Annotated in this window: 13 protein-coding genes and 1 pseudogene; 5 read left to right on the top strand and 9 right to left on the bottom strand. The window is 74.2% G+C overall.

Translation table 11 applies throughout. From position 1 onward, the window contains the following. Positions 1 to 50: 50 nt before the first annotated feature. From ABZ945_RS07010 to ABZ945_RS07030, 5 genes are read right to left on the bottom strand one after another with little or no spacing between them, the layout of a single operon-like run. Positions 51 to 944, bottom strand: a complete 894-nt coding sequence (locus ABZ945_RS07010; protein WP_361265131.1) for a glycosyltransferase — start codon at positions 942 to 944, stop codon at positions 51 to 53. Positions 945 to 952: 8 nt separating this feature from the next. Beyond that, entirely contained in the window at positions 953 to 1,732 is a 780-nt protein-coding gene (locus ABZ945_RS07015) for a CDP-alcohol phosphatidyltransferase family protein (RefSeq protein WP_361265134.1), read from the bottom strand. Continuing rightward, complete coding sequence (locus ABZ945_RS07020; protein ID WP_361265137.1) at positions 1,710 to 2,771, bottom strand: iron-containing alcohol dehydrogenase family protein; 1,062 nt, start codon at positions 2,769 to 2,771, stop codon at positions 1,710 to 1,712. Before ABZ945_RS07020 ends, ABZ945_RS07015 begins: the two co-directional genes overlap by 23 nt. Beyond that, positions 2,759 to 3,493, bottom strand: a complete 735-nt coding sequence (locus ABZ945_RS07025; protein WP_361265140.1) for a phosphocholine cytidylyltransferase family protein — start codon at positions 3,491 to 3,493, stop codon at positions 2,759 to 2,761. The genes ABZ945_RS07020 and ABZ945_RS07025 overlap by 13 nt, the downstream gene beginning before the upstream one ends. Then, positions 3,490 to 5,370, bottom strand: a complete 1,881-nt coding sequence (locus ABZ945_RS07030) for a DUF5941 domain-containing protein (RefSeq protein WP_361265294.1) — start codon at positions 5,368 to 5,370, stop codon at positions 3,490 to 3,492. Before ABZ945_RS07030 ends, ABZ945_RS07025 begins: the two co-directional genes overlap by 4 nt. A 341-nt stretch (positions 5,371 to 5,711) precedes the next feature. Between ABZ945_RS07030 and galE the strand changes: the two genes are divergently transcribed. From galE to idi, 4 genes are all read left to right on the top strand, one after another. Beyond that, a complete protein-coding gene (gene galE / locus ABZ945_RS07035; RefSeq protein ID WP_361265143.1) occupies positions 5,712 to 6,695 on the top strand; it encodes a UDP-glucose 4-epimerase GalE in 984 nt (327 codons plus the stop codon). A 215-nt stretch (positions 6,696 to 6,910) separates the two neighbouring features. After that, positions 6,911 to 7,852: a cation diffusion facilitator family transporter gene (locus tag ABZ945_RS07040; protein WP_361265146.1), complete on the top strand. Its 942-nt coding sequence runs from the start codon at positions 6,911 to 6,913 to the stop codon at positions 7,850 to 7,852. Between the two features lie 281 nt (positions 7,853 to 8,133). Further along, on the top strand, positions 8,134 to 9,411 hold the full coding sequence (locus tag ABZ945_RS07045; protein ID WP_361265149.1) for a bifunctional class I SAM-dependent methyltransferase/N-acetyltransferase: 1,278 nt from the start codon (positions 8,134 to 8,136) through the stop codon (positions 9,409 to 9,411). A gap of 139 nt (positions 9,412 to 9,550) precedes the next feature. Next, positions 9,551 to 10,192 (top strand): isopentenyl-diphosphate Delta-isomerase, encoded by a 642-nt coding sequence (gene idi / locus ABZ945_RS07050; RefSeq protein ID WP_361265152.1) that lies wholly within the window; start codon positions 9,551 to 9,553, stop codon positions 10,190 to 10,192. 194 nt (positions 10,193 to 10,386) lie between these two features. On the opposite strand, the pseudogene ABZ945_RS07055 reads toward idi, so the two are convergent. Together ABZ945_RS07055 and ABZ945_RS07060 are read right to left on the bottom strand one after the other, a co-directional pair. Next, positions 10,387 to 10,836: pseudogene (locus ABZ945_RS07055) on the bottom strand (ATP-binding protein); the annotation flags it as partial. A gap of 162 nt (positions 10,837 to 10,998) precedes the next feature. Then, positions 10,999 to 11,742, bottom strand: coding sequence for a DUF308 domain-containing protein (locus tag ABZ945_RS07060; protein ID WP_361265155.1), 744 nt, complete (start codon positions 11,740 to 11,742; stop codon positions 10,999 to 11,001). A gap of 106 nt (positions 11,743 to 11,848) precedes the next feature. On the opposite strand from ABZ945_RS07060, the gene ABZ945_RS07065 reads away from it, so the two are divergent. Beyond that, on the top strand, positions 11,849 to 12,592 hold the full coding sequence (locus ABZ945_RS07065; RefSeq protein WP_361265158.1) for an enoyl-CoA hydratase-related protein: 744 nt from the start codon (positions 11,849 to 11,851) through the stop codon (positions 12,590 to 12,592). Here the strand turns inward: ABZ945_RS07065 and ABZ945_RS07070 are convergent. Together ABZ945_RS07070 and ABZ945_RS07075 are read right to left on the bottom strand one after the other, a co-directional pair. Further along, the gene (locus ABZ945_RS07070) at positions 12,576 to 13,220 is read right to left on the bottom strand and encodes a DJ-1/PfpI family protein (RefSeq protein ID WP_361265161.1); all 645 of its coding nucleotides are present in this window, start codon (positions 13,218 to 13,220) and stop codon (positions 12,576 to 12,578) included. The two genes, ABZ945_RS07065 and ABZ945_RS07070, sit on opposite strands and share 17 nt — an antisense overlap. Positions 13,221 to 13,270: 50 nt before the next feature. Continuing rightward, positions 13,271 to 14,236 (bottom strand): DJ-1/PfpI family protein, encoded by a 966-nt coding sequence (locus ABZ945_RS07075; protein ID WP_361265164.1) that lies wholly within the window; start codon positions 14,234 to 14,236, stop codon positions 13,271 to 13,273. Positions 14,237 to 14,422: the final 186 nt, after the last annotated feature.

Below are 14,422 nucleotides of genomic sequence, written 5' to 3' on the forward strand. Positions count from 1 at the left end.
ACGCGCTGGCGGACAGGACCCGGGTGCCCGTGGTGACGGAGACGAGCTTGTCAGATGACGGGCGGCCGGCCCAGTGCGGTCAGACGCCACACCGTACGCCACCGCATGGGCCGCCGGGGACCGCAGTCGGTGCTCCAGCCGGCCCGGAAGCCGCCCAGCCAGGCCTTCAGCGCGGCCGCCGAGGGGCGGCGGGCCAGGGTGAGCAGCAGCCACACCCCGAGGTAGACCGGGACCAGCGGGGCGGGCAGGTTGCGGCGGGCCAGCCAGACCCGGTTGCGGGCCACGTTGCGGGCGTAGGCCGCGTGCCGGGAGGGCTCGGTGGTGGGGTGCAGCAGCACCATGTCGGCCCGGTAGTCGATCATCCAGCCGGCGTCCAGGGCCCGCCAGGCCAGGTCGGTCTCCTCATGCGCGTAGAAGAACGCCTCGGGGAGCCCGCCGACCTGCTCGAAGACCGCGGTGCGCACCGCGTTGGCGCCGCCGAGGAAGGTGGTGACCCGGGAGGAGCGCATCGGGTCGGAGGCGCGCAGCCGGGGCACGTGGCGGCGCTGGGTGACCCCGGTCTCGGGGTCGGCGATCCGGAAGCTGACGATGCCGAGCTGCGGGTCGGCGGTGAACGCCTCGCGCAGCAGTTCGGCGGTGTCGGCGCGCTCCAGCAGGCCGTCGTCGTCCAGGAAGAGCAGCACGTCCACCTCAGTGCCGCCGGGGCCGAAGGCCTCGATGCCGACGTTGCGGCCGCCGGGGATGCCCAGGTTCTCCGGGAGGTCGATGGTGCGGACGCCGTCGGGGACGCCGGTGACGGGGGCGCCGTTGCCGACGACGACGACCTCGATCGGGTCGCCGTCCTGCTTGGCGACGGAGTCGATCAGGGCGCGCAGGTCGTCGGGGCGGTTGCCCATGGTGATGACGACGGCGCCGAGCTTGAGCGGCGGTGCGGTTTCGGTCATGGCTCCGTTCACCTCAGCCGGCTGGAGACGAGGATCGACACCAGGTGCAGCAGGGTCTGCAGCAGGGCGATGCCGGCCAGTACGGCGACGCCGAGGCGGCTGAAGAACAGGTCGCCGCGGACGGTGTCCAGCACGGCGAGCACCAGGATCAGCAGGGACGCCTCGATGCCGAGCACCAGGCGGTGGAACTTCAGCGCGGCGGCGGCCCGGCGGGCCAGCGCCATGCCGGAGGAGCGCGGCTCGGCGGCGGCGTCCTTGACCACCGGCATCCCGGCCTGGTGGCGGGCGACGCCGACCAGGTCGGTCTCGGCCTTGATCAGGATGGCGCCGAGCGCGGCCAGGGTGCCGAGGAAGGCCCACAGCCAGTCGATGCGGCCGCTCCCCCACAGATCGGCGGCGCGCAGCCCGAAGCCGACCAGCACGGCGGCGTCGCAGAGGTAGGCGCCGACCCGGTCCAGGTAGACCCCGGCCAGCGAGTACTGCTTCTTCCAGCGGGCCACCTCACCGTCCACGCAGTCCAGCAGCAGATACAGCTGGACGGCGATCACGGCGAGGACCGGGCCCACGATGCCGGGGACGAGGAGCGCGGGCGCGGCGAGCACGCCGGCCACCGTCATGACATAGGTGAGCTGGTTGGGGGTGACCTTGGTGCCCACCAGGAGACGGGTGATCCGCAGCGAGATCTCCCGCATGTACAGGCGGCCGCCCCAGTGCTCTCCGCTGCGTCGGTCCTTGACTCCGGCGGGGTGCACGACCGGGCGGAGTTCAGCTACGGATGGTCTTGGCATAGTCGGCGTACGCGTCCCTGATCTGGTCGGTGGACAGGTCGAGGTGCTCCAGGACGGTGTAGCGCCCGGGGCGGGTGTTCGGGGCGTACTCCACGGCGCGGACGAACTCGTCCGGGGTGAAGCCGATCTCCTCGGGCAGCACCGGCAGCCCGTGCCGGCGCAGTACCTCGGCGAAGTGCGCGGACTGCTCGGTGGCGCCGCGCAGCTGCATGGCGAAGGCGGCGCCGAGGCCGACCTGTTCGCCGTGCAGCCCCCGGCGCTCGGGGAAGAGCAGGTCGAAGGCGTGGCTGATCTCGTGGCAGGCGCCGGAGGAGGGCCGGGTGTCGCCGCTGATCGACATGGCGATGCCGCCGAGCACCAGGGCCTCGGCCAGCACGATGAGGAAGGCGTCGTCGGCGACGGTGCCGGGCTGGCGCAGCACGGACTCGCCGGCGGTGCGGGCCATGGCGGCGGCCAGCCCGTCGACGGGTTCGCCGGTGTGCTGGTGGGACAGCTCCCAGTCGGCGATGGCGGAGAGGTTGGAGATGGCCTCGCCGATGCCGGAGCGGACGAACCGCTCTGGCGCCTCGCGGATCACGTCCAGGTCGATGACCATGGCGATCGGCGAGGGGACCCCGTAGGAGCCGCGGCCGTTGTCGTTGTCCAGGGTGGAGACCGGCGAGCAGATGCCGTCGTGCGAGAGGTTGGTGGCGACGGCGACCATGGGCACACCGACCCGGGCCGCGGCGTACTTGGCCACGTCGATGATCTTGCCGCCGCCGAGGCCGACCACCGCGTCGTAGCGCTTGCCCTTGATGGCGTCGGCGAGCCGCACGGCCGCGTCGATGGAGCCGTCCTCGACCGCGTACCAGTCGGCGTCGGGGAGCAGCGGGGCGAGCTTGGCGCGCAGCGCCTGGCCGGAGCCGTTGCTGACGGCCATGGCGAGCCGCCCGGAGGCGGAGATCCGCTGGTCGGCGAGGATGCCGGCCAGCTCGTCCATCGCGCCCCGGCTGATGTCGACGACGACCGGCGAGGGGATGAGCCGGGTCAGTACTGGCACGCGATCTCACGGCCCTTCGCGAGGTCGTCGTGGTTGTCGATCTCCACCCACGGCACCTCTCCGATGGGCGCGGTGTCGATCCGGAAGCCGCGGTTCACCAGCTCCTGGTAGCCGTCCTCGTAGTAGAGGTCGGGGTCGCGCTCGAAGGTGGTCTTCAGCGCGTCGGCGAGGTCGGCGGCGGCCTCGGGCTCGATCAGGGTGACCCCGATGTACTCGCCGGAGGCCTCGGCCGGGTCCATCAGCTTGGTGATCCGGGTGACCCCGGTCTCCCCGGCGACGACCTTCATCTCCTCGTCGGCCAGCTTCTTGGCGGCGTCCAGGGCGAGGACGATCCGGCGGCCCTCGCCGCGGGCGGCGAGCAGGGTGTGCTCGACGGAGACCGGGTGGACGGTGTCGCCGTTGGCGAGGATCACGCCCTCGGCGAGCACATCGCGGGCGCACCAGAGGGAGTAGGCGTTGTTCCACTCCTCGGCCTTGTCGTTCTCGACCAGGGTGAGCTTGACGCCGTACGCCGCCTCCAGCGCGGCCTTGCGCGCGTACACGGCCTCCTTGCGGTAGCCGACCACGACCGCGGCCTCGGTCAGCCCGACCTCGGCGAAGTTGGCGAGGGTGAGGTCCAGGACCGTCTTCTCACCGGCGACCGGCACGAGGGCCTTGGGCAGCGTGTCGGTGTAGGGGCGCAGACGCCGTCCGGCACCGGCGGCCAGGATGAGGCCGATCATGCGGGTTCTCCTTCGTCGTGTACGGCGGGGGCCGAGGAGGACACCCAGAAGCGGATGGACTCCACGAGCACGACCAGCGCCACGGCCGCCGCCAGGACGGTGAGCGCGGTGGTCAGGGCGTCGCCGCGGGAGGTGAGGACGGCGGTCAGGACCGCGACCGCGAGGGTACGGAGCTCATGGCCGCCGATCGTCCGCACCAGCCAGGCGGGCGGCGCGCCGGTGCCGCCGCGGATGCGGTACACCGTGTCGTAGTGATGGTAGGCGACCGCCGCGACCAGCCCGAACGCCGCGGGAAGGGCTCCCGGGACCTCGGAGCGGGCGGCCAGGATCAGGACCGTGGTGTACTCGGCGGCCCGGAAGGCGGGCGGCACCAGCCAGTCCAGGGCGCCCTTCAACGGGCGGGCGACGGCCAGGCCGGAGGTGAGCGCGTAGAGCAGCGCGGCGAGCGCCGGCCAGGGCCCGGCAACGGGAGCGAAGGCGGCGGTGGCGACCACGGCGGCGCCGCCGAGCAGGGCGATCACGGGCGGCGCGATGGCGGGCAGGGCGCGGGCCGGGCGGGCCAGGGCGGTGGCGAGGGCACCCGCCAGCGGGCCGGTGTCGGTGAGCTCGGCGAGCGCCCGGGCGGCCCGGTCGGTGCGCCGGGCTCGGCGGGTGAGCGAGCGCAGCAGCCGGCCGGCGGTGGTGTAGGAGGCCGCGAAGGCGCAGCCGATCAGCAGGGCCCAGAAGACGGTGCGGGGCGTGGTGAGCGCCGTGAGGACGGCGATCATGGCCCAGCGTTCGCCGATGGGCAGGACTATCATCCGGCGCACCCAGACCGTCCAGCCGCGGCTGTCCAGTTTGTCGGAGAGCGCGGCGGTGGGGCTGGTGTTGCCCGTGGCGTCGTGGTTGGCCTCGTTGAACGAGAAGTCGATCACGTGCCGGCAGGTCTGGAGCACCATCGCGGCGAGCGCCAGCGCCCAGACGTCGTCCCCGGAGCGGGCCGCCCCGAGCGCGAGCCCGGCGTAGTACGCGTACTCCTTGGCGCGGTCGAAGGTGGCGTCCAGCCAGGCGCCGAGTGTGGAGTACTGCAGCGAGTAGCGGGCCAGCTGCCCGTCGGTGCAGTCCAGCACGAAGGAGAGGAGCAGCAGCACCCCGGCGGCCACATAGCCGCCGCGGGTCCCGGTGGCCGCGCAGCCGGCCGCGATCAGCGCGGTGAGCAGCGAGGCGGTGGTGACCTGGTTGGGGGTGAGGCCCCGGCGGGCGCACCAGCGGGCCAGATAGCGCGAGTAGGGGCTGACGCAGAAGGTGGTGAAGAAGCCGTCGCGGGCCTTGACCGCCGAGCGCAGCCGCACCGCCTCGTCGTCCACGGCGGCGACCGCGTCCCGGGTCTCCTTGGCGCTCTGCGGGTCCCGCGGGACGGCGGCGACCAGGGTGCCCAGCTCGGGCCGGTGGACGGCGGTCCCGTCGGCCTCAAGGGCGGCGGCGGCCTGGTCGGGCAGCACGGTCTCCAGGGCGGAGGCGGCCCCGTCGGGCAGTACGGCCTCCTGTACGGCGGCGGGCGCGTCCGTGGCCGTCGCCGGGACGACCGGGCGCGGGGGCGCTCCGGCGCCCGCGAGAGCGCGTTGGAGCGCGGGGCGGGCGGCCGGCTGCGCGGTGAGCACGCCGGGGGCGGCGGCAGCCGGGAAGCGGGGGTCGGTCAGCGTGAGCCGGAGGGCGTGCAGATGCCCGGTGAAGCGGGGGTCGACCAGCGCGACCCGCTCGCCGGCCGGGACGGCGGCGAGCAGCTCGGCGGCCTGCCGCTGGTCCGCCGCGGTGCGGACGTCGAAGCCCAGCGACCGCAGATCGCCTTCGAGGGGCGATCCGGGCACCGCGGGTCCGGTGAGGATGGCGGTCGACAGACGGACTCACTCCTTGGCGCTGACAGGGCGGGGGCACGGCGGGCTCGGCCCGGTCCCGGGCGGCGGCACGTCGGCAGAGGCTATCGGATGAACTTCATGCGGGGTTCACCGAGGCTGACCGGCGGAGCGGGCCGGGAGCGGGCAGGATGCCCGGCCGCTCCGGGCCGCCCGCGATCACCCGGCGGACCGCTCGCGATCTTGCCGCGGGCCGCCCGCGATCATCTTGGTGGATGGGCCGCCCACCCGACAAACCGGCCGGGCGCCGCCTGCCCGCCCGGCCTTCGGTCCTCCTGCCCCCGGCCCTCGGGGCGGGGCCTCGGCGACCGCATAGGGTGGCCGCCATGACGTGGATGATCACAGGCGGTACCGGATACATCGGCGCTCATGTGGCCGGGGCGATGGCCGCGGCCGGCGAGCGGGTGGTGGTCCTGGACGATGTCTCGACCGGCGTCCCCGAGCGTCTGCCGGCGGACGTCCCGCTGGTCAGGGGCTCGCTGGCGGACCGGGCGCTGGTGGCGGACACCCTGGCCGGGCACGGGGTGCGCGGTGTGGTGCATCTCGCGGCGAAGAAGCAGGTCGGGGAGTCGATCGAGCAGCCGCTGCGCTACTACCGGGAGAACCTGCACGGGCTGACCGTGCTGCTGGAGGCGGTGGTGGAGGCCGGGGTGGAGCGGTTCCTGTTCTCCTCCTCGGCGGCGGTGTACGGGGTTCCGGAGACCGAGCTGATCACCGAGGAGTCCCCCACCGCGCCGATCAACCCCTACGGCGAGACCAAGCTGGCCGGCGAGTGGCTGGTCCGGGCGACCGGGCGGGCCCATGGGCTGGCCACGGCCTGTCTGCGCTACTTCAACGTGGCGGGCGCCGTGCGGCCGGAGCTGGCCGACACCGGGGTGTTCAACATCATCCCGATGTTCTTCGACCGGATCACCCGCGGTGAGGCGCCCCGGATCTTCGGTGACGACTATCCGACCCCGGACGGCACCTGTGTACGTGACTACATTCACGTCGCCGATGTGGCCGACGCCCATCTCGCGGTGGCCCGCCGGCTGGCCGGGCAGCGGGGTCCCGGCGACCTCACCCTGAACGTGGGGCGCGGCGCGGGCGTCTCGGTACGGGAGCTGGCGGAGGTGGTGGCCGAGGTCACCGGCAGCCGGACGGCCCCGGTGGTGGAGGGGCGCCGCCCGGGGGACGCGGCCGAGGCGGTGGCCGGTGTGGACCGGATCGCCGGGGAGCTGGGCTGGTCCGCCTCGCTCGGGGTGCGCGAGATGGTGGAGTCCGCCTGGGAGGGCTGGTGCCTGCGCCACCCGGAGGCCCGGCGGGGCTGAGGCGGGGCACGCCGGCTTACGGCCCGCGCCCCGCACCCGTACCGCACGCTCCCGGCCGCTCCCCGTCCCGCTTCCCTGACCTGCGGACATAACCGCAGGTCAGGGCACATGACAACGGTGTTCAGTACCGGCTTGCGGATACCCCCTACCCGTAGTTCACTGGCCGATCGGAAGGGCATCGCAAGGGCAGTCGTCGACCATCGGGAGGCGTCCTCATGGGGGCTGGGCACGATCACGGGCACACCCACGGCGGTACCCCGCCGACGGGCACGGCGGCGGCCGCGTACCGGGGGCGGCTGAGGATCGCGCTGGCCATCACCGTGGCGGTGATGGTCGCCGAGATCGTCGGCGGGCTGATGGCGGACTCGCTGGCGCTGATCGCGGACGCCGCCCATATGGCGACCGACGCGGTGGGGCTGGCGATGGCGCTGCTGGCCATCCATGTGGCGGGCCGTCCGGCGAGCGAGCAGCGGACCTTCGGACTGGCCCGGGCCGAGATCCTGGCGGCGCTGGCCAACTGCCTGCTGCTGCTCGGCGTGGGCGGTTTCCTGCTGGTGGAGGCGGTGCAGCGGTTCATCACCCCGGCGGACACCAAGGGCGGGGTGGCGCTGGTCTTCGCCGCGGTCGGCCTGGTCGCCAACATGGTGTCGCTGTCCCTGCTGGTACGCGGCCAGAAGCAGAGCCTGAACGTGCGCGGCGCCTATCTGGAGGTGCTGGCGGACGCCCTGGGCTCGGTGACGGTCCTGGTGGCGGCCGGGGTGATCCTGCTGACCGGCTGGCAGGCGGCGGACCCGATCGCCTCGCTGGTGATCGGTCTGATGATCGTGCCGCGCACCGCCAAGCTGCTCCGCGAGACGCTGGACGTGCTGCTGGAGGCCGCCCCCAAGGGGGTGGACGTGGGCGAGGTGCGGCAGCGCATGCTGGACCTGCCCGGGGTGGAGGACGTGCACGACCTCCACGCCTGGACCATCACCTCCGGGATGCCGGTGCTCTCGGCGCATGTGGTGGTGAGCCCCGAGACACTGGACGCGGTGGGACACGAGAAGCTGCTGCACGAGCTCCAGGGCCTGCTGGGCGACCACTTCGACGTGGAGCACTGCACCTTCCAGCTGGAGCCCAGCGGCCACGCCGCGCACGAGGCGCGGCTCTGCCACTGAGTCAGGACACCGCCGAGGGGCCTGTCGGGGGCCGCTGTTAGGGTGGACGGGCTCGTACGGGGGTCCCCCCATGAGCGACAGACGACGACATGTGAGGAGCTGAGGTCGATGACCGTCGCGGTGACCGCTGCCCAGCGCAGCGCCCGGTCCAGCATCGCCTTCCGCTTCCGGGTCTCCGGCTGACTCCGACATGACGCCGAGGTGAGCGCGCCCGTCCGGCCGCCCCTCCGCCTCCTGCCCGCGTCGGCCCGGAAACCCGCCCACACCAAGGGTTTCTTCCGTTGTCCGACCAGATCCACGATTCCGGCGCCTCCTCTCCCGACGCGTTCCGGAACGCCTTCTTCGCCCTGCACTCCGGGCTGCCGCGGCAGGGGCCCGGCTCCGACGCCACCACCCGCCGGCTGCTCGCCCTGGCCGGTCCGCTGCCCGAGCGCCCGCGCGTGCTCGACCTGGGCTGCGGCCCCGGCCGGTCCGCGCTGCTGCTCGCCGCCGAGGCCGGCGCCCGGGTGACCGCGGTCGATCTGCACCTGCCGTTCCTCGACGAGCTGCGCCGGGCCGCGGAGGCCCGCGGGCTCGGCGAGGCCATCGAGACCGTCCACGCGGACATGGGCGAGCTGCCCTACCCGGACGGGTCCTTCGACCTGCTCTGGGCGGAGAGCTCGGCGTACTCCATCGGCTTCGACCGCGCGCTCGGGGAGTGGCGGCGACTGCTGGCCCCCGGCGGGGCGCTGGTGCTCACCGAGTGCGGCTGGACCGTGCCGGAGCCGTCCCCGGGGGCCCGCGCCTTCTGGGACGCCCACTATCCGCTGCGTACCGAGGCGGCGAACGTCTCGGCCGCGGTCGCCACGGGCTACCACGTGACCGGGATGCTCCGGCAGCCGGAGGGCGACTGGGCGGAGTACTACGGTCCGCTCGCCGCCCGGGCCGACGCCGCCGACCCGGGCGCGCCCGGGATGGCCGAGGCGCTGGCCGCCACCCGCGCGGAGCTGGCCATGCGCCGGGAGCACGGCGGCGAGTACGGCTACACCGGCTACGTCCTGCGCCCGGCCGACCCTCGGTGGCGGACCCGGCCGGAGGCCCCGGCGGACCTGACCGCCGTGCACCGGCTGAACGCCGCCGCCTTCGGGCGGGAGGACGAGGCCGCGCTGGTCGAGGCGCTCCGGGCCGACCCGGCCGCCTGGCTGCCGGAGTTGTCGTACGTGGCCGAGGCCCCGGACGGCTCGGTCGCGGCGTACGCGCTGCTGACCCGCTGCCATGTCGACGGGACACCCGCGCTGGCGCTGGCGCCGGTCGCGGTGGCCCCGGAGCACCAGCGCCGGGGCGCCGGGCGCGCGGTGGTACGGGCCGTGCTGGACGCGGCGCGGGCGCGCGGGGAGCGGCTGGCCCTGGTGCTCGGCCATCCGGAGTACTACCCGGCCTTCGGTTTCACGCCGGCCTCGCGCTACGGGATCCGGCCCGGCTTCGAGGTGCCGGACGCCGCAATGATGGCGCTCGACCTGGCCGGTTCCGGCGAGCTGCCGGCCGGCCGGATCCGCTACGCACCGGCGTTCGGGGTGTGAGCGGTGGCTGATCCCCCGTAAGTTACGCGTAGGCGACATGGCGGTCGTGGGGCATCCTTTGTCGACAAGCGGCTTTTGTACGGCTGTACGGCAGACTGAGGGTGCCCCACAGGGCCGAGGACAGAAGCGAAGGATGGTTATGCCGACCACACCAGCCACCGTGACGGACGGTGCGAACGGGAGCCCGGCGGACGTCCGGGCGGACGGCCTGACGGCCGACGCGCCGGGCGCGGCCCAGCGTCCGATCATGCTCGAACTGGTCGACGAGACCGGCGCCACCATCGGGACCGCGGAGAAGCTGGCCGCGCACCAGGCGCCGGGACAGCTGCACCGGGCGTTCTCGGTGTTCCTCTTCGACGAGGAGGGGCGGCTGCTGCTCCAGCGCCGGGCGCTCGGCAAGTACCACTCCCCCGGGGTGTGGTCCAACACCTGCTGCGGCCACCCCTATCCGGGCGAGGCCCCGTTCGCGGCGGCGGCCCGGCGGGTCCACGAGGAGCTGGGCGTCTCGCCGTCGCTGCTCGCCGAGGCGGGCACGGTCCGCTACAACCACCCGGACCCGGAGTCGGGGCTGGTGGAGCAGGAGTACAACCACCTCTTCGTCGGGATGGTGCAGTCGCCGCTGCGGCCGGACCCCGAGGAGATCGAGGAGACCGCGTTCGTCACCGCCGCGGAGCTGGCCGAGCGGCGCTCCGCCGGGGTGTTCTCGGCCTGGTTCATGACGGTGCTGGACGCGGCGCGCCCGGCGGTCAAGGAGCTGACCGGGGAGACGGGCGGCTGGTGAGCGGCCGGTAGCCGGTTTTCTCAGGGCCCGGCCGGGCCGGGGCGCACGGATGGCGCCCGGGTCCCGGCCGGGCCCTGCCGCGGTACGGGGCCGGGCGGCGGTACGGGGCCGCGCTGGGGTACGGGATCGGGCTGGGGTACGGGGGCGGGGGCGGGCTCCGGTGGGAGGAGCGGGGCCTCGGGCTGGGGTACGGGGGCGGGGGCGCTCAGGGGGAGGGCGGCCCAGACCACCTTGCCGCCGCTCGCGGTGTGCTCGACATCGCACTGGCCGCCCGCCTCCCGGCTGATCTCCCGGACCAGCAGCAGCCCGCGCCCACCGGTGCGGTCGTCGTCCGCCTCCAGGGCCCGGGGCCGGTAGGGGTGCTCGTCCTCCACCGCCACTCTGATCCACTCGGGGCCGACCGCCACTTCGACGGCCAGCTCGGGAGAGAGCAGCGCGGCATGCCGTACCGCGTTGGTCACCAGCTCCGACACGATCAGCAGCACGGAGTAGAGCGTGTCGCCGTCGATCGGCACGCCTTGACGTTTCAGCAGGTCCTTCACCGCGCGCCGGGAGTGGGGTACGGAACCGTCGGCGGCCGGCGCGGTGAAGCGCCAGACCCCCTCATAGGGCCGGGGCCCGGCGGGCGCGGCCCCCCGGGTCACCGTGGTGGTGCGGTTTCCGTCCTCGTGCCCGGTCGTCACGTGCTCGGTAGTCGCCACGTCACCGAGTGTGGGCAGGACGCGGGAGGGCTCGCGCTACTGACCAGAAGTCAGCGGCAATTCGACGTATTCCGACCGGACGTGCCCGGCAGTGCCCCTTCCCTGCTACTTCTCCAGCCGTCCGTGGTCGTTTTCCGGCGGGTTCTCGGAGACCATATGCACGATCCGGCGGCCGCCCACCCCGACCGCGAGCAGTCCGAGCCCGTCGAACAGCAGCGCGAGCGAGAAGAAGGCGCCGAGTACGTAGAGGCTGCTGCTGGGCCACTCGGCCAGTACCAGGACGCCCAGCAGCAGGCCGAACACACCCTGCAGCAGCGTCCAGCCGAACTGCGGACCCCGCACCACCACACTGCCCACCAGCCGGAAGAGGCCGCCGGTGAGGAAGAGCAGGGCGGCGAACATGGTGAGCGCCTCGGCCGACTCCACCGGATGGCGGATGACCACCACGCCCGCGGCGATGTTCAGTGCGGCGACCACCGTGGCCAGCCAGAAGTAGCCCTCCTTGCGGGACTCCACCGCGTGCAGCAGCCCGACCAGCCCACCGACCAGCAGCAACCAGCCGAAGAGCAGCATGGTGGTGAGGGTGGCGAAGGCGGTGTAGAACAGGCCGACCAGTCCGCCGACCACCAGGATCGCGCCCAGCAGGGCCAGTACGCCGAAGCTGCGGCTGAGCTTCTTGCGCTGCCGGGCGGCGGGGTGCCCGGGCTTGCGGTTCCGGTGGCCGGAGTGCGTACCGGCGTCGGGCGGGGTGGGCGGCGGGGCGGCTGCCGGGCCGCCGGTGGGCTCGGGACCTCCGTACCCCGGGTCGGGACGATGGGGGGTGCCGGGGTCGGGGGCGGTGTCGGCCATCGGCTCGCCTCGCTCTCTCACGGTGCCGCGCCGCTACCGGCGTCGGTCGCGTTACCGGTACCCCTCTGACGATCGTATGACCGCCCTGGGCGGATAGCATCCGCCCATGGAGCCGCAGCTGGAGCACACCGTCGCCGACGGCGTCGCCACCGTCGTGATCAGCAACCCCGCCAAGCGGAACGCCATGACCGCGGCGATGTGGCGGGCGCTGCCCGGTCTGCTGGCGGGTCTGGCGGCCGACCCGGCGGTGCGGGTGCTGGTGCTCACCGGTGCGGGGCCGACCTTCTGCGCCGGGGCGGACATCTCCACCCTGCGGGAGCCCGGTGACGAGCAGCAGGCGCTCGCGGTACGGGCCGAGGAGGCGCTGGCCGCCTTCCCCAAGCCGGCGCTCGCCGCGGTGCGCGGCTACTGCGTGGGCGGCGGCAGCCAACTGGCGGCCGCCTGCGACCTGCGCTTCGCCGAGGAGGGGTCCCTGTTCGGGATCACCCCGGCGAAGCTGGGCATCGTCTATCCGGCCTCCTCCACCCGGCGGCTGGTGGCGCTGGTGGGACCGTCCGCCGCGAAGTTCCTGCTGTTCTCCGCGGAGCTGGTGGACACCGGGCGGGCGCTGCGCTGGGGTCTGGTGGACGAGGTGCTGCCGGCGGGCGAACTGGACAAGCGGGTCGCCGACTTCGCCCGGGTGCTGGCCTCCCGTTCGCTGCTCACCCAGGGGGCGGCGAAGGACTTCACGGCCGGCCGCACCGACCGGGAGGCGCACTGGGCCGAGCAGGCCCGGGGCAGCACGGACACCGCGGAGGGCGTGGCCGCCTTCCTGGAGCGCCGCGCCCCGCGGTTCACCTACCCGGGGTGACCTCGGTGGCGAGTTCGCCGCGGCAGAAGTCCACCAGATGGGCCGGGGCCTTGTCCGGGGAGCCCGCGTCATAGGGCGGCTGCGGGTCGTACTCGGTCATCAGCTGCACGATCCGGGCCATGTCGTCGCCGCCGATGCGGCCGAGCAGATGCAGGGCCATGTCGATGCCGGAGGAGACCCCGGCGGCGGTGACGTACTTGCCGTCGAAGACGACCCGCTCGCCGGTGGGCTCGGCCCCGTAGCCGGCGAGCCGGTCCATGGCCAGCCAGTGGGTGGTGGCGCGGCGGCCGGTGAGCAGTCTGGCGGCGCCGAGCACCAGTGAGCCGGTGCAGACCGAGGTGGTCCAGGTGGTGGTCCGGTCGACGGCGCGCAGCCAGTCCTGGACCACCGGGTCGTCGGCGGTGGCCTGGACGTCCGGGCCGCCGGGGACGACGACGATGTCCGGCGCGGTCACCTCGCCGAGGGGTCGGTCGGCGACCAGGGACAGGTTGCCCGCGTCGTTGCGGACCGGCCCGGCCTCCTTGGCGACGAAGACCGTCTCGTTGCCGGGCAGGCGGTGGAGCAGTTCGAACGGGCCCACCGCGTCGAGGGCGGTGTGGCCGGGGTGGAGCAGGATCGCGATCTGCATGGGGTGGGTCCCTTCGTTGTCGCGGGCGGTGGGTGGGTGTCGGGGCGGGGTCAGTGGGCGGGGAGCGGGGCGTGGAAGCGGCGGCGGTACTCGGCGGGGGCGGTGTCCAGGGCCTTGGCGAAGGCGCGGCGCATCGCCTCGGCGGTTCCGTAGCCGGCGGCGCGGGCGACCTCCTGCACCCCGTCGGTGGTGTCCTCCAGCAGGCGGCGGGCGTGTTCGAGCCGGACCCGGTCCACATAGCGGCCCGGCGTGGTGCCGGTCTCCGCGCGGAAGGCCCGGGCGAAGTGGCGGGGTGAGAGCCGGGCGCGGGCGGCCAGCGCCTCCACGGAGAGGTCGGCCGCCGGGTGCTCGGTGATGAACTGCTGGAGCTCGCGCAGGGGTTCGCGGCGGGCGGTCTGCGCGGCCAGCTGGGCGCTGAACTGGGCCTGGTTGCCGGGGCGGCGCAGGAAGACCACCAGCTGGCGGGCGATGGCGAGGGCGGTCTCCCGGCCGTGGTCCTCCTCCACCAGAGCCAGCGCGAGGTCGATACCGGCGGTGACCCCGGCCGAGGTGGCGACCGGCCCGTCCCGGACGAAGATCGGGTCGGGGTCCACCCGCACCGCCGGCCGCAGCCGGCTCAGCCGGTCGCAGAAGGCCCAGTGGGTGGTGGCGCGGCGGCCGTCCAGCAGTCCCGCCGCGGCCAGCAGCAGCGATCCGGTGCAGACGGCCATCAGCCGCTCGGCGCGCGGTCCGTGCGTGCGCAGCCACTCCACCAGGGCCGGGTCGGGATGCCGGGTGCCCTCACCGCCGGGGACGAGCAGGGTGTGCTCCACCTCGGCGGCGGCGAGCGGGAGGTCGGGGGCGAGCCGCAGCCCGCTCTGGGTGCGGACCGGCCGCCCGTCCAGAGAGGCGGTGGTCAGCGGGTACGGGACGTGGTCCGGGGTGGCGTGCCCGACCCCGGCGAAGACCTCCAGCGGACCGCTGACGTCCAGGCTCTGCACCCCGTCGAACAGCACCACCAGGAGGGGGCGGACCACTACCGGGCCACCGGCGAGGGCGTCCGGCCGGTCCGGATCCGGTGACGGCTCCCCGGCCCGGGGCCGGACCGCCGGGACCGCTCGGTGGGAAGGGCGTACCCGCGTCCGGTGCTCCCCCGCGTCTCCACCGGCCATGCGCTCCGCCTCCTCCGCCCCGTCGCGGGCCCGGCTCCGCGGCCGGCCGCA

Source organism: Streptomyces sp. NPDC046887, assembly GCF_040644755.1.
Classification (GTDB): domain Bacteria; phylum Actinomycetota; class Actinomycetes; order Streptomycetales; family Streptomycetaceae; genus Streptomyces; species Streptomyces lichenis.

Coding starts and splice junctions, on each gene's coding strand:
- ABZ945_RS07015 (WP_361265134.1), bottom strand. CDS start 1,732: ATGCCAAGACCATCCGTAGCTGAACTCCGCCCGGTCGTGCACCCCGCC.
- ABZ945_RS07010 (WP_361265131.1), bottom strand. CDS start 944: ATGACCGAAACCGCACCGCCGCTCAAGCTCGGCGCCGTCGTCATCACC.
- galE (WP_361265143.1), top strand. CDS start 5,712: ATGACGTGGATGATCACAGGCGGTACCGGATACATCGGCGCTCATGTG.
- idi (WP_361265152.1), top strand. CDS start 9,551: ATGCCGACCACACCAGCCACCGTGACGGACGGTGCGAACGGGAGCCCG.
- ABZ945_RS07070 (WP_361265161.1), bottom strand. CDS start 13,220: ATGCAGATCGCGATCCTGCTCCACCCCGGCCACACCGCCCTCGACGCG.
- ABZ945_RS07040 (WP_361265146.1), top strand. CDS start 6,911: ATGGGGGCTGGGCACGATCACGGGCACACCCACGGCGGTACCCCGCCG.
- ABZ945_RS07060 (WP_361265155.1), bottom strand. CDS start 11,742: ATGGCCGACACCGCCCCCGACCCCGGCACCCCCCATCGTCCCGACCCG.
- ABZ945_RS07065 (WP_361265158.1), top strand. CDS start 11,849: ATGGAGCCGCAGCTGGAGCACACCGTCGCCGACGGCGTCGCCACCGTC.
- ABZ945_RS07025 (WP_361265140.1), bottom strand. CDS start 3,493: ATGATCGGCCTCATCCTGGCCGCCGGTGCCGGACGGCGTCTGCGCCCC.